This is a genomic window from Streptomyces sp. NPDC058697, from assembly GCF_042715345.1.
Lineage (GTDB): Bacteria > Actinomycetota > Actinomycetes > Streptomycetales > Streptomycetaceae > Streptomyces > Streptomyces liliifuscus.
On the sequence record NZ_JBHXSU010000024.1, the window covers coordinates 1 to 13,923 of the forward strand.

Annotated in this window: 8 protein-coding genes; 2 read left to right on the top strand and 6 right to left on the bottom strand. The window is 69.0% G+C overall.

Features of this window, described 5'->3' with window-relative positions:
• Positions 1-103: 103 nt before the first annotated feature.
• The 5 genes from ispG to ACFWXQ_RS37185 form a co-directional block, all read right to left on the bottom strand.
• Complete coding sequence (gene ispG, locus ACFWXQ_RS37165) at positions 104-1,261, bottom strand: flavodoxin-dependent (E)-4-hydroxy-3-methylbut-2-enyl-diphosphate synthase (RefSeq protein ID WP_383945217.1); 1,158 nt, start codon at positions 1,259-1,261, stop codon at positions 104-106.
• A 166-nt stretch (positions 1,262-1,427) separates the two neighbouring features.
• Entirely contained in the window at positions 1,428-2,732 is a 1,305-nt protein-coding gene (locus ACFWXQ_RS37170) for a M50 family metallopeptidase (protein WP_383945220.1), read from the bottom strand.
• Positions 2,729-4,006, bottom strand: a complete 1,278-nt coding sequence (gene dxr / locus ACFWXQ_RS37175) for a 1-deoxy-D-xylulose-5-phosphate reductoisomerase (RefSeq protein ID WP_383945222.1) — start codon at positions 4,004-4,006, stop codon at positions 2,729-2,731. The genes ACFWXQ_RS37170 and dxr overlap by 4 nt, the downstream gene beginning before the upstream one ends.
• Before the next feature lie 196 nt (positions 4,007-4,202).
• Positions 4,203-6,941: a preprotein translocase subunit SecA gene (gene secA, locus ACFWXQ_RS37180; RefSeq protein ID WP_383945267.1), complete on the bottom strand. Its 2,739-nt coding sequence runs from the start codon at positions 6,939-6,941 to the stop codon at positions 4,203-4,205.
• A gap of 467 nt (positions 6,942-7,408) precedes the next feature.
• Entirely contained in the window at positions 7,409-9,355 is a 1,947-nt protein-coding gene (locus ACFWXQ_RS37185; protein ID WP_383945225.1) for an acyl-CoA dehydrogenase family protein, read from the bottom strand.
• 402 nt (positions 9,356-9,757) lie between these two features.
• On the opposite strand from ACFWXQ_RS37185, the gene ACFWXQ_RS37190 reads away from it, so the two are divergent.
• The gene (locus ACFWXQ_RS37190) at positions 9,758-10,765 is read left to right on the top strand and encodes a LacI family DNA-binding transcriptional regulator (RefSeq protein ID WP_383945228.1); all 1,008 of its coding nucleotides are present in this window, start codon (positions 9,758-9,760) and stop codon (positions 10,763-10,765) included.
• Positions 10,766-10,882: 117 nt separating this feature from the next.
• Positions 10,883-12,979: a TIM-barrel domain-containing protein gene (locus ACFWXQ_RS37195; RefSeq protein ID WP_383945231.1), complete on the top strand. Its 2,097-nt coding sequence runs from the start codon at positions 10,883-10,885 to the stop codon at positions 12,977-12,979.
• A gap of 12 nt (positions 12,980-12,991) precedes the next feature.
• Here ACFWXQ_RS37195 and ACFWXQ_RS37200 read toward each other — a convergent pair whose 3' ends face one another.
• Positions 12,992-13,918: an LLM class F420-dependent oxidoreductase gene (locus ACFWXQ_RS37200; RefSeq protein ID WP_383945270.1), complete on the bottom strand. Its 927-nt coding sequence runs from the start codon at positions 13,916-13,918 to the stop codon at positions 12,992-12,994.
• Positions 13,919-13,923 lie beyond the last annotated feature (5 nt).

The following is a 13,923-nucleotide window of genomic DNA, read 5'->3' on the forward strand; positions in this document are numbered from 1 at the left end:
CCTTTCAGGGGCGCGGGGAACTGCGCAGTCTTTTGGGGGTTCGGGGGCGTAGCCCCTGAGTAAGTGACGGGAATGGGTAGGGGCGGCGGGGGCGAGAAAGGTCTTAGCCCGCCACGGACACCGACGGCTCGCCGGACGGGATGCCGTCCGCTTCCATCTGTTCGGCGATCTTGAGGGCTTCCTCGATCAGCGTCTCGACGATCTTTGACTCCGGGACCGTCTTGATGACCTCGCCCTTGACGAAGATCTGGCCCTTGCCGTTGCCGGAGGCGACGCCGAGGTCGGCCTCGCGGGCCTCGCCGGGGCCGTTGACGACGCAGCCCATGACGGCGACGCGGAGCGGCACCTCCATGCCTTCGAGACCGGCGGTGACCTCCTCCGCCAGCTTGTACACGTCGACCTGGGCCCGCCCGCAGGACGGGCAGGACACGATCTCAAGACGCCGCTGCTTGAGGTTCAGCGACTCCAGGATCTGCATGCCGACCTTGATCTCCTCGACCGGCGGGGCCGAGAGGGAGACGCGGATCGTGTCGCCGATGCCCTCGGCGAGCAGCGCGCCGAAGGCGACCGCGGACTTGATCGTGCCCTGGAAGGCGGGGCCGGCCTCGGTGACGCCCAGGTGCAGCGGGTAGTCGCAGGCGGCGGCCAGCTGCCGGTAGGCGTTGACCATGACGACCGGGTCGTTGTGCTTGACCGAGATCTTGATGTCCCGGAAGTCGTGCTCCTCGAAGAGGGAGGCTTCCCACAGGGCGGACTCGACGAGCGCCTCGGGCGTCGCCTTGCCGTACTTCTGGAGCAGCCGCTTGTCGAGCGAACCGGCGTTGACCCCGATCCGGATCGGCGTGCCGGTGTCCTTGGCGGCCCGCGCGATCTCCTTGACCTGGTCGTCGAACTGCTTGATGTTGCCGGGGTTCACACGGACCGCGGCACAGCCGGCCTTGATCGCGGCGAACACGTACTTCGGCTGGAAATGGATGTCGGCGATGACCGGCAGCTGCGACTTGCGGGCGATGGTCGCGAGCGCGTCCGCGTCGTCCTGTGTGGGGCACGCGACGCGCACGATCTGGCAGCCGGACGCGGTCAGTTCGGCGATCTGCTGGAGCGTGGCGCCGATGTCCGACGTACGCGTGGTCGTCATCGACTGCACCGAGACGGGTGCGTCTCCGCCCACCGCCACGGTTCCGACCTGGATCTGCCGGCTCTTCCGGCGCTCGGCGAGCTTGGTCGGAATGGACGGCATGCCGAGTGAAATCGCAGTCATCTGCTGTGCAACCCCAAGGTAAGGATCGGTCGGTCCCGAAAGCTGACGGGCTCCAGTCATCGAGATTACGGCACCCCCGTGGACGGGAGCACATCCGCTGCGCAGGTCCACCCAATGGAGGGCGGCCGGACACAAATCATGTCCGGCCGCCACAAACTCCGTATGACTAGGAGATTCTCACCGGGTTAACCACGTCCGCGATCAGTACCAGGATCGTGAAGCAGATGAAGATCCCGGCCACCACGTACGCGACGGGCATGAGCTTCGCCACGTCGAACGGACCGGGGTCCGGCCGCCGCAGCACCTTCGCCAGGTTGCGGCGCAGGGACTCCCACAGGGCGCCCGCGATGTGCCCGCCGTCGAGCGGCAGCAGCGGGAGCATGTTGAACAGGAACAGGGAGAGGTTGAAGCCCGCGACGAGGAACAGCATCATCGCGATCTGGTTCTCCGGCGGGATGTCCAGCGTGAAGACCTCGCCGCCGACGCGGGCCGCGCCGACCACGCCCATCGGGGAGTCCGCCTCGCGCGGGCCGTCGCCGAAGGCCGCGTCCCACAGGGCGGGGATCTTGGACGGCAGGGCGACGAGCGACTCGACGCCGTTCTGCATCATGTCGCCCATGCGGTCGACGGACTGCCCGAGCGACTGCTGGACGATGCCGGAGGCGGGAGTGAAGCCGAGGAAGCCGGCGTACACGTACTTGCCCTCGACGTAGCCGCCGTCGCCGTCGGTCTTGCTGACCTGGTTGCGGATGAGGTGGGCGGTCAGGTCGAGCTGCTTGCCGTCGCGCTCGACGGTGAGGGTGACGTCCTTGCCGGGGTTGGCGCGGATGTCGGCCTGGAGGGTGGACCAGTCGGTGATCTTCTCGCCGTTGAACGCGAGGATCTTGTCACCGCCCTGGAGCCCGGCGGCCTTGGCGGGCGCGGCGGTGTCGCTCTTCTGGCACTCGGACCGGTTCTCGCTCTGCTCGATGACGCAGTCGGAGACCTTGCCGACCGTGGTCGTCTGGGTCTGGATGCCGAAGGTCATCATCACGCCGAGGAAGATCGCGACGGCCAGGATCAGGTTCATGAAGGGGCCGGCGAACATCACGATGACGCGCTTCCACGGCTTGCGCGTGTAGAAGAGGCGTTTCTCGTCGCCCGGCTGGAGTTCCTCGAAGGACTGGGCCCTGGCGTCCTCGATCATGCCGCGCCACGGCGAGGTGGAGCGGGCCTCGATACGGCCGTCGGGGCCGGGCGGGAACATCCCGATCATGCGGATGTAGCCGCCGAGGGGAATCGCCTTGATCCCGTACTCCGTGTCGCCCTTCTTGCGCGACCAGATGGTCGGGCCGAAGCCGACCATGTACTGCGGCACGCGGATGCCGAACAGCTTGGCCGTGGAGAGATGCCCCAGCTCGTGCCAGGCGATCGAGATGAGCAGGCCGATCGCGAAGACGACTATGCCGAGGATCATCATCAGGGTCGTCATGCACGAGCCTCCGCCGCTGTCGTGGCTGTCGCTGTCGCTGTGGTCTGGGCTGTCAGTTCACGGGCCCGGGCACGCGCCCAGGTCTCCGCATCGAGGACGTCCGGGACGGTGAGCGAGGTTCCCGTACGGGGCGTGCCGTGCTCGGCGACGACCTTCGTGACGGTTTCCATGATCCCGAGATACGGAAGCGAGCCGTTCAGGAACGCGTCCACGCACTCCTCGTTGGCCGCATTGAACACCGCCGGGGCCGTGCCCGCGAGCTCCCCCACGTGCCGGGCGAGCCCCACCGACGGAAACGCGTCGGTGTCGAGCGGGAAGAACTCCCAGCTCGACGCCTTCGACCAGTCGAAGGCGGGCGCGGCGTCGGGGACCCGCTCGGGCCAGCCGAGGCCGATGGCGATCGGCCCGCGCATGTCGGGGGGCGTCGCCTGGGCCATTGTCGATCCGTCCGTGAACTCCACCATCGAGTGGACATACGACTGCGGGTGCACGACCACCTCAATCCGCTCGAAGGGAATGTCGTAGAGGAGGTGCGCCTCGATGACTTCAAGACCCTTGTTGACCAGGGTCGCGGAGTTGATCGTGATGACCGGGCCCATGGCCCAGGTGGGGTGCGCGAGGGCGGCCTCGGGGGTGACGTCGGCCAGCTCGGCCTTCGTACGTCCTCTGAAGGGGCCGCCGGACGCGGTGACGACGAGCTTGCGTACGTCGGCCCTGGTGCCGGAGGCCAGTGCCTGGAAGAGGGCGGCGTGCTCGGAGTCGACCGGGATGATCTGGCCCGGCTTGGCCAGCGCCTTCACCAGCGGGCCGCCGACGATGAGCGACTCCTTGTTGGCGAGCGCGAGGGTGCGGCCCGCTTCCAGGGCGGCGAGGGTGGGGGCGAGGCCGATCGAGCCGGTGATGCCGTTCAGGACGGTGTGGCACTCGGAGGCGGCGAGGTGGGTGGCGGCGTCCGCTCCCACGAGGATCTCGGGGAGGGTCTCCCCCGCTCCGTACTGCGCGGACAGGGCCTCGCGCAGCGCCGGTACGACGTCCTCGCGCGCGACGGCGACCGTCCGTACGCGGAGCCGGTGCGCCTGCTCGGCGAGCAGTCCGACCCGCCCGCCCGCGGCGGAGAGCCCGGTGACCCGGAACCTGTCGGGATTGCGCAGCACGAGATCGATGGCCTGGGTCCCGATCGACCCGGTGGATCCGAGGATCACCACATCCCGGACTCCGTCCACAGGATCGAAGACAAGATGCGGATCGGCGAGGGGGGCTGGACTGTCGCTCATCCCCCCATTGTTGCCGCAATGCCGCTGCAACAGGACAGGGGAGTCCCACCATGCCTCGTAAGGGGCACTCCGTGCCCCTTTAGGGGCGCGGGGAACGGCGCGACCAGCCCAACACAACCCGCACCCACACCCGCACCCGCACCCGCACCCGCACCCGCCACCAAACCGCGCAGCCCCCTACCTCACGCGCTCCCGACTACCTCTTCCGCTTCCTGCGACTCCTGGACCTGGCCGCACGCTTCTGCTGAGGCTTCGCATCGGCCACGCTCTCCGCCGGAGGCGACGGAACCGCGTCGGCCGGTTCGAAGTCCCCTTCGACAACCCCTTCCGCCGTGTCCAGCGTGGGCGCACTGAAATGCAGCCCATCGGTACGCCGGCCGGACTCCAGCCCCTCCTGGCCACCGGTCGCCTTCCCGGACGCGTCCAGATTGAAGACGTACCCGACCGACTCCTCCTTGATCGCCTCGGTCATCGCGGCGAACATGTCGTACCCCTCGCGCTCGTACTCGACGATCGGCTCCCGCCCGAGCGTCCACCGCAGCCCGATGCCGTCGCGGAGGTAGTCCATCTCGTACAGGTGTTCGCGCCATTTGCGGTCGAGGACCGAGAGCACGACGAGCCGCTCCAGGTCGCGCAGGGCGTCCGCGCCGAGCTCGGTCTCGCGCTCCTCGTAGCGGGCGTGGACGTCGTCGGTGACGGTCTCGACGAGTTGGTCGGCAGTGAGCTCGGCGCGCTGGCCTGCCGCGTCCTCCAGGTCCTCGATGGTGACCCGGACCGGGTAGAGCTGCTTGAAGGCCCCCCACAACCGCTCCAGGTTCCACTCCTCGGGGAAGCCCTCGGCGGTCTCCTCGGTGATGTACGCGCGGATGGTGTCGTCCATGAAGTGGATGATCTGTTCGCGCAGGTTCTCCCCGTCGAGGACCCGGCGGCGTTCGGCGTAGATGAGGGTGCGCTGCCGGTTGAGCACCTCGTCGAACTTGAGGACGTCCTTGCGGGACTCGAAGTGCTGCTGCTCCAGCTGGGACTGGGCGGAGGCGATGGCGCGGGTGACCATCTTGTTCTCGATGGGGACGTCGTCGGGGACGTTCGCCATCGACATCACGCGCTCCACGACCTGGGCACGGAACAGCCGCATCAGGTCGTCTCCGAGGGAGAGGTAGAAGCGGGAGGCGCCGGGGTCGCCCTGACGGCCGGAGCGGCCGCGCAACTGGTTGTCGATGCGGCGCGACTCGTGGCGCTCGGTGCCGAGGACGTAGAGGCCGCCGAGGTCCTTGACCTCGTCGTGCTCGGCCGCGACCGACTCCTTGATCCGGTCGAGGGCGGCCCGGTGTTCGTCGGGGTTCTCCTCGGGGGTGAGGCCGCGCCGGTCGAGCTCGGCGAGGGCCATCGCCTCGGGGTTGCCGCCGAGCATGATGTCGGTGCCGCGCCCGGCCATGTTGGTGGCCACGGTGACCGCGCCCCTGCGGCCGGCCTGGGCCACGATCTGGGCCTCGCGCTCGTGGTTCTTCGCGTTGAGGACCTCGTGGCGTATGCCCCGCTGCTTCAGCCGGGCGGCGAGGGTCTCGGACTTCTCGACGGAGGTGGTGCCGACGAGGATGGGCTGCCCCTTCTCGTGCTTCTCGGCGATGTCGTCGAGGATCGCGGTGTACTTGGCCTCCACGGTCCGGTAGATCTGGTCGGGGTCGTCCTCGCGGGCGTTCGGCTGGTTGGTGGGGATCGGCACCACGTGGAGCTTGTAGATCTGGTGGAACTCGGCGGCCTCCGTCATGGCGGTGCCGGTCATTCCGCCGAGCTTCTCGTAGAGCCGGAAGAAGTTCTGGAGGGTGATCGTGGCGAGGGTCTGGTTCTCGTCCTTGACCGTCACCGCCTCCTTCGCCTCGATGGCCTGGTGCAGGCCCTCGTTGTAGCGGCGGCCTGCGAGGATGCGGCCGGTGTGCTCGTCGACGATGAGGACCTCGCCGTTCACGACGACGTAGTCCTTGTCCTTCTTGAAGTGCTCCTTGGCCTTGAGCGCGTTGTTCAGATGGCCGATGAGGGGCGTGTGGTCGGACTCGTAGAGGCTCTCGATGCCGAGCTGGTCCTGGAGGAACTCCACTCCGCTGTCCAGGATCGCGACCGTGCGCTTCTTCGGGTCGTACTCGTAGTCGTGGGTGGCCCGCAGTTCGGCGAGGCGCTCCTTGTCCTGCGGCGAGGTGAAGTTCTCGTCCTGGACGGCGACGCCCCTCATCCGCGTGACCATCCTGGAGAACGCCTCGTACCAGTGCGTGGGCTGGTCGGCGGGGCCGGAGATGATCAGCGGGGTGCGGGCCTCGTCGATGAGGATCGAGTCGGCCTCGTCGACGATCGCGAAGTGGTGGCCGCGCTGCACGAGTTCGTCCTTCGACCAGGCCATGTTGTCGCGCAGGTAGTCGAAGCCGAACTCGGTGTTGGTGCCGTAGGTGATGTCGCAGGCGTACTGCGCGCGGCGCTCGGCCGGGGTCGACTGCGTCTTGATGACGCCGACGGTCAGGCCCAGGAAGCGGTAGGCGCGGCCCATCCAGTCGGCGTCGCGCTGGGCGAGGTAGTCGTTGACCGTGACGAGGTGGACTCCCTTGCCGGTCAGGGCGTTCAGATAGACGGGCAGCGTGGCGACGAGGGTCTTGCCCTCGCCGGTCTGCATCTCGGCGATGTTGCCGAGGTGGAGGGCCGCGCCGCCCATGATCTGTACGTCGAAGTGGCGCATCCCGAGTGTGCGGCGGGCGGCCTCTCGCATGGCGGCGAAGGCCTCCGGCAACAGGTCGTCGAGGCTCTCACCGGCCTCGTACCGCTCCTGGAACTCCGGTGTGAGCGCCTGGAGTTCCTCGTCGGTGAGCTGCTCGAAGTCCTCCTCCAGGGAGCCCACCTGTTCCGCGATCCGCTGGAGTTTGCGCAGGATTCTTCCCTCGCCGGCCCGCATGATCCGGCCGGTGATGTTGTCGAGACCGAGAGCCGGCACTGGAATTACCCCCACTAAGCGCTCCGCTGGAAATACGTTGCTTCGTCCACTGGTCCGTCGTGGCCGGTCGCGCAGTTCCCCGCGCCCCTTCGGGGCCCTGCCGAACCGCACCGGACTCACTCAGATCGCGTCCACCAGCATCTGAATGCGGCGATTGGCGCGCTGCAGAATGTGGACGCCGGATCGAAGGAGGCCACGGAGGGCCGCGGTTCCTCGTCGACCAGGGCCGGCGCGCGGTCGTTCAGCTGTTCTCTCGCTTGCCCGCGCGCCCGTGTCAGCTGGACAGAAAATCCCTGACTGTATTGTTCCCCGACACCGTGGCGCATATTTTGTCCCCGTTCGCCATTCTGTTCATTGTTGACGCACACCTTCTGTGCGGCAAGCGGCAGAATGACGACGGGGACGGCAGTGCATTCCTGGGGAAAAGGTCAACGGATGGGGCGGTGGACGTTCTCCCTTTCCGATGGTCCGGGTGTTGCGTCGGCGATCCAGGGGCCTTCGCCGGACGGGTCGACGACTCCCTCCTCCAGCCAGGTGTAGGCACCGCCGAGGACGCCCTTGACGACCTTGCGGTCGAGGTCGTCGGTGTTGGACCACAGCCGGCCGAAGAGCTCCTCGACACGGACCCGCGACTGGCTGCAGAAGGCGTCGGCGAGCTGGTACGCCTCGCGGCCGTGATCGCCGGTGGTGCGCAGCAGTTCGGCGCGGACGCAGGCGGCGCTCATCGCGAAGAGTTCGGCGCCGATGTCGACGATCCGGCCGAGGAAGCCCTGCTTGGTCTCCATCCGGCCCTGCCAGCGGGACATGGCGTAGAAGGTGGACCGGGCGAGCTTGCGGGCCGACCGCTCCACGTACCGCAGGTGCCCGGAGAGGTCGACATGGCCCGCCGGGTGGAAGTCCCCGTACGAGCGCGGGAGTTGGCCGGGGCCCGCAACGAGCTTCGGAAGCCACTTGGCGTAGAAGACCCCGGCGTTCGCGCCCGCCTTCGCCTTGTCCGAGAGGGACTTCTCCGGGTCGATCAGGTCACCGGCCACGGACAGATGGGCGTCGACCGCCTCGCGAGCGATCAGCAGGTGCATGATCTCGGTCGAGCCCTCGAAAATGCGGTTGATGCGCAGATCGCGCAGCACCTGCTCGGCGGGGACGGCCCGTTCGCCGCGGGCGGCCAGCGAGTCGGCGGTCTCGAAGCCGCGGCCGCCGCGGATCTGGACCAGTTCGTCGGCCATCAGCCAGGCCATCTCGGAGCCGTAGAGCTTGGCGAGGGCGGCCTCGATGCGGATGTCGTTGCGGTTCTCGTCGGCCATCTGCGACGACAGGTCGAGTACGGCCTCCAGTGCGAAGGTCGTCGCCGCGATGAAGGAGATCTTCGCGCCCACGGCCTCGTGGAACGCCACCGGCTTGCCCCACTGCTCACGCACGGACGACCACTCGCGGGCGATCTTCAGACACCACTTGCCCGCGCCGACGCACATGGCGGGCAGCGAGAGCCGCCCGGTGTTGAGCGTGGTGAGGGCGATCTTGAGACCCGCGCCCTCCGGACCGATCCGGTTCGCGGCGGGCACTCGGACCTGGTGGAGGCGGGTGACACCGTTCTCCAGCCCGCGCAGCCCCATGAAGGCGTTGCGGTTCTCGACGGTGACGCCCTCCGAGGCGGTCTCCACGACGAACGCCGTGATGCCGCCCTTGTGGCCCTCGGACTTCGGCACGCGCGCCATCACGACCAGCAGGTCCGCGACGACGCCGTTGGTCGTCCAGAGCTTCACCCCGTCGAGGACGTAGTCGTCGCCGTCCGGCACCGCGCTGGTGGCGAGGCGCGCCGGGTCGGAGCCCACGTCCGGCTCGGTGAGCAGGAAGGCGGAGATGTCGGTACGGGCGCAGCGCGGCAGGAAGATGTCCCGCTGCTCCTGCGTGCCGAAGAGCTTGAGCGGCTGCGGTACGCCGATCGACTGGTGCGCGGAGAGCAGTGCGCCGAGCGCCGGGTTCGCCGAGCCGACCAGGGCGAGCGCCTTGTTGTAGTACACCTGCGTCAGACCGAGGCCGCCGTACTTGGTGTCGATCTTCATGCCGAGCGCGCCGAGCTCCTTGAGCCCGTTGATCGTCTCGTCCGGGATCCGGGCCTCCCGCTCGATGAGGGCCGAGTCGATCTTCGTCTCGCAGAAGTCGCGCAACTTGGCGAGGAACTCCTCGCCGCGCTGCACGTCCTCGTCGGGCGGCATCGGGTGCGGATGGATCAGATCGAGCCGGAAGCGGCCGAGGAACAGCTCCTTGGCGAAGCTGGGCTTGCGCCAGTCCTGCTCCCGCGCCGCCTCGGCGACCTGCCGGGCTTCACGTTCGGTGACAGCGGGCTGGTGGGGTGTTGCGGACAAGAGGCTCACCTCGCCGCGAATAGGGATCTTGGTTCCGGTACGGTTACCGACCGGTTCTACTCGATCGTATGTACCCGATTCCGCCCACCCCCACCACCCCTCACGCGCCGTTCGGCCCAACCCAACGCACACAAGAGGGAAACACTCACTCGGGGGCCCGGGGGGATAGTGGGGGCGAAGCCTCCCACTAAGGGGCGCGGGGAACTGCGCGACAAGCCCAACACAACCCGCACCCGCCACCCCACCGAACCCCCCACCTCCATAGGCGCCCCAAGAAAACCGACGGAGTCGAAGCGCTTCGACAACCTATGGACACCCACCCGCCATCAAGCTACTGTCGAGCCACCCTCACTCGCCCCTTATCCGCAACGCGCACTGTCGAAGCGCTTCACACAACGCTTGGAGAGCTGGATGGTCACCCTCGCCGAGGTCGCCCAGCACGCCGGAGTCTCGGCGAGCACGGTGAGCTATGTCCTCAGCGGCAAGCGGTCCATCTCCGCGGGCACCCGCGAGCGGGTCGAGCAGAGCATCCAGCAGCTCGGCTACCACCCCAACGCGGGAGCCCGGGCCCTGGCAAGCAGCCGGTCCAACATCATCGCGCTGATGATCCCGCTCCGTACGGACATGTACGTACCCGTGATGATGGAGATCGCCATCGCCGTGGCGACCTCGGCCCGCACGCACGGGTACGACGTGCTGCTGCTGACCGGCGAGGAGGGCCCCGACGCCGTGCGCCGGGTCACCGGCAGCGGGCTCGCCGACGCGATGATCCTGATGGACGTCGAGCTCGACGACGAACGGCTGCCGCTGCTGCGCGGCACGGACCAGCCGTCCGTCCTCATCGGTCTGCCCGCCGACACCAGCGGCCTGACCTGCGTCGATCTCGACTTCGGCGCGACGGGCGCGCTGTGCGCCGAGCATCTCGCGATGCTCGGTCACCGTGACATCGCTGTCATCGGCGAGGCGCCCGCGGTCTACGAACGGCACACGGGCTTCGCCGAGCGTACGCTCGACGGACTCCGGTCCCGGTCACGGGAGTTGGGCCTGCGCGTGCTGCACCGCCCCTGCGAGGGCGGCTACGACGCGATGTCGCTGACCCTGTCCCGGATCTTCGACGAACGCCCCGGCACCTCGGGCTTCGTCGTGCAGAACGAGTCCGCCGTCGAGCCGCTGCTCGCGCTGCTGCGCCGACAGGGCCGGGCGGTGCCCGAGGACGTGTCGGTGATCGCGATCTGCCCGGACCAGGTCGCCACCCAGGCCTCGGTGCGGCTGACCTCGGTCGCCATCCCCGCGCAAGAGATGGGCCGGCACGCCGTGGAGCATCTGATCGCCAAGCTCGAAGGGCGCGGCAAGGACGAAGTCGTGCTTCTCGCACCCGAGTTGACGGTACGGGCGAGTACGGGCCCGGCCGCTTCCTGAACCACCCGCCCCAACCACCCCTCACCTCACGGGCGTTGGGGCGTCCTCACCTGTCCCGGTCCGCCGGAGCCGCGTCACCGGGTCCTGTCGCCACTCCTTCCTTCAGGAGCACCCCACGTGAATCAGCCTGCCGAAAACCAGCCCGGACAGCCCGGACAGCAGGGTCCGTCCGGTAACCCAGGACAGCCCGGCCAGGGGCCCGCGAGCCTCGCCCAGTCCTCCCCCACCGTCGGCACGTTCCGCGAACGCGACGGCGCCCTGGAGTGGAGCGGCCGCCAGGAGACCGTACGCATCGAGCCGTGGGGCCCCGACGCGGTCCGGGTCCGGGCCAGGCTCGGCGGGCCGGTCCTGGAGGGGCTGCCGGGCGCGCTGCTCGACGAGGCGCCCGCGACCGAGGACTCCGTCAAGATCGAGGACGCGCGTGGGCAGTTGACCGTCGGCGCGCTGACCGTCGAGGTCGACGCCGAGGGCCTCGTCCGCTTCCTGCGCACCGACGACTCGGCGGAACTCCTCACCGAGGAGCGCGCCCACTTCTGGTGGCCGGGACCGCGCCTCTACACCCCGGTCGGCAACGGCCACCACCGCCTGGAGCAGCGCTTCGCCGCGTACGAGGGCGAGAAGCTGTACGGCCTGGGCCAGCACCAGCACGGGCTGCTCGACCAGAAGGGCGCGGTCCTCGACCTGGTCCAGCGCAACGCCGAGGTGACCATCCCAGTGCTCACCTCCAGCCGCGGCTACACCCTGCTCTGGAACAGCCCGGCCATCGGACGCGTCGAACTCGCGGGCAACGGCACGCGCTGGGTGGCGGACTCGGCCCGGCAGATCGACTACTGGATCACCGCAGGCCAGCCGGCCGACGCGCAGCGCCGCTACAGCGCGGTGACCGGCCGTACGCCGATGCTGCCCGAGTGGGCCGCCGGCTTCTGGCAGTGCAAGCTGCGCTACCGCACCCAGGACGAACTCCTCGGCGTGGCAAGGGAGTACAAGCGCCGCGGTCTGCCCATCGATGCGATCGTCTGCGACTTCTTCCACTGGACGCACCTGGGCGAGTGGAAGTTCGACCCGGCCGAGTGGCCGGACCCGGCGGCGATGCAGCGGGAGCTCACGGAGCTCGGCATCAAGCTGGTCGTGTCCGTCTGGCCGTCCGTCTCCCCACTCTCCGAGAACCATCAACTCATGGAGCAGCGCGGCTACTTCATCGGTACGCAGTACGGACCGATGGCGCACGCCGACTGGCCGGACAAGGAGGTCGCCTCCACGGTCCAGGTCGCCTTCTACGACGCGACGAACCCCGAGGCGCGCGACTTCATGTGGTCGCGGATCAAGGAGAACTACCTGGAGCCGTACGGGATCACGGCCTTCTGGCTCGACGCCTGCGAGCCGGAGCTGAAGCCGGGCTTCCAGGAGAACCTGCGCTACTGGGCGGGCCCGGGCCTCGAAGTCGGCAACATGTACCCGAGCGAGAACGCCCGCACCTTCTACGAAGGCATGACCGCGGCCGGCGAGACCGAGATCGTCACCCTCAACCGCTCGGCGTGGGCGGGCAGTCAGCGCTACGGCGCCGCCCTGTGGTCCGGCGACATCGGCACGGACTTCGCGACCCTGCGCCGCCAGATCGCGGCGGGCCTCAACACGTCACTGTCCGGCATCCCCTGGTGGAACACCGACATCGGCGGCTTCCACGGCGGCGACCCGGACGACCCGGCGTACCGCGAGGTGATGATCCGCTGGTTCCAGTTCGGCGCGCTCTCCCCGCTGATGCGGCTGCACGGCTTCCGGAACCCGGGCATGCCGCTCGGCCCGGACATGACCGGCGGCCCGAACGAGGTCTGGTCGTACGGCGAGGAGGCCGGCACGATCATGGAGAAGTACCTGCGGCTGCGTGAACGCCTGAAGCCGTACGTCCTCGACGTGATGCGGGCCGCGCACGAGGAGGGGCTGCCGGTGATGCGGCCGCTGTTCCTGGAGTTCCCGGACGACCAGACGGCCTGGTCGGTCGCCGACTCGTATCTCTTCGGCCCGGATCTGCTGGTCGCGCCCGTCCTGACGGCGGGGGCGAGCGTGCGGACGGCCTATCTCCCGGCCGGGGCGCGGTGGACGGACGCCTGGACGGGAGTCTCGTACGAGGGGGGCACGAACGTCACGGTCGACGCCCCGCTGGACCGGATCCCGCTCTTCCTGCGGGACGGGGCGGCTCTCCCGATCGCCGAGTAACAACCTCTCTTTTCAAGGGAGTTGCGGCGCGACCTCGGCCGCCAGCAGGTCCAGGTGGTCGAGGTCGGAGAGGTCGCGCAGACGCACGTACACGCGGGAGGCCCCGAGGTCGGCGTACTGGCCGAGCACGTCGACGATCTTCCCCGGAGGGCCGTACAGCGGCTCCTCCGGAGGGAGGCGGGACGGCTCGTGCAGCAGGGCGAGGCGGGTGTCGATCTCGGCCCCGGTGCGGCCGGAGGCTATGCCGAGGCACACCGAGAGGATCAGGGGAGGCCCACCTGCCGATTCCCTGGCGGCTCGCGCGCCCGCGAACAGGTCGGCGCTCTGCTCCGGTGAGGTGAAGGGCAGGTTGAACTCGTCGGCGTACCGGGCGGCCAGCCTCGGTGTGCGGCGGGGGCCGCGGCCGCCCACGATGATCGGCACCCGCGGCCGCTGGACGGGCTTGGGCAGGGCGGGCGAGTCGGTCAGGCGGTAGTGGCGGCCCTCGTACGAGAAGCGTTCGCCTGGCAGGGTCGCCCACAGGCCGGTGACGATCCGGAGCTGTTCCTCCATCCGCTCGAAGCGTTCGGCCGGGGGCGGGAACGGGATGCCGTACGCGCTGTGGTCGAGGGCGAACCAACCTGCGCCCAGGCCGAGTTCGACCCTTCCGCCGCTCATCGCGTCGACCTGGGCGGCGATGACCGCGAGCGGGCCGGGGTGCCGGAAGGTGGCCGAGGTCATGAGGGTGCCGAGCCGGATGCGCGAGGACTCGCGGGCCAGGCCGGCGAGGGTGGTCCAGGCGTCGGTGGGTCCGGGCAGGGCGTCGGTGTAGTGCATCGGGTGGTAGTGGTCGGCGACGAAGAACCCCTCGAAGCCGCACTCCTCCGCGTGCCGGGCGGCGCGCGCCAGTTCGTCGTAGGTGGCCCCGTGGTACGGCTCGGTGAAGAGGCGCAGTTCCATCTCCC

Bases quoted from the DNA above. Each gene is read 5' to 3' on its own strand.
- ispG (WP_383945217.1), bottom strand. From the start codon at position 1,261: ATGACTGCGATTTCACTCGGCATGCCGTCCATTCCGACCAAGCTCGCC.
- ACFWXQ_RS37170 (WP_383945220.1), bottom strand. From the start codon at position 2,732: ATGACGACCCTGATGATGATCCTCGGCATAGTCGTCTTCGCGATCGGC.
- dxr (WP_383945222.1), bottom strand. From the start codon at position 4,006: ATGAGCGACAGTCCAGCCCCCCTCGCCGATCCGCATCTTGTCTTCGAT.
- secA (WP_383945267.1), bottom strand. From the start codon at position 6,941: ATGCGGGCCGGCGAGGGAAGAATCCTGCGCAAACTCCAGCGGATCGCG.
- ACFWXQ_RS37190 (WP_383945228.1), top strand. From the start codon at position 9,758: ATGGTCACCCTCGCCGAGGTCGCCCAGCACGCCGGAGTCTCGGCGAGC.
- ACFWXQ_RS37200 (WP_383945270.1), bottom strand. From the start codon at position 13,918: ATGGAACTGCGCCTCTTCACCGAGCCGTACCACGGGGCCACCTACGAC.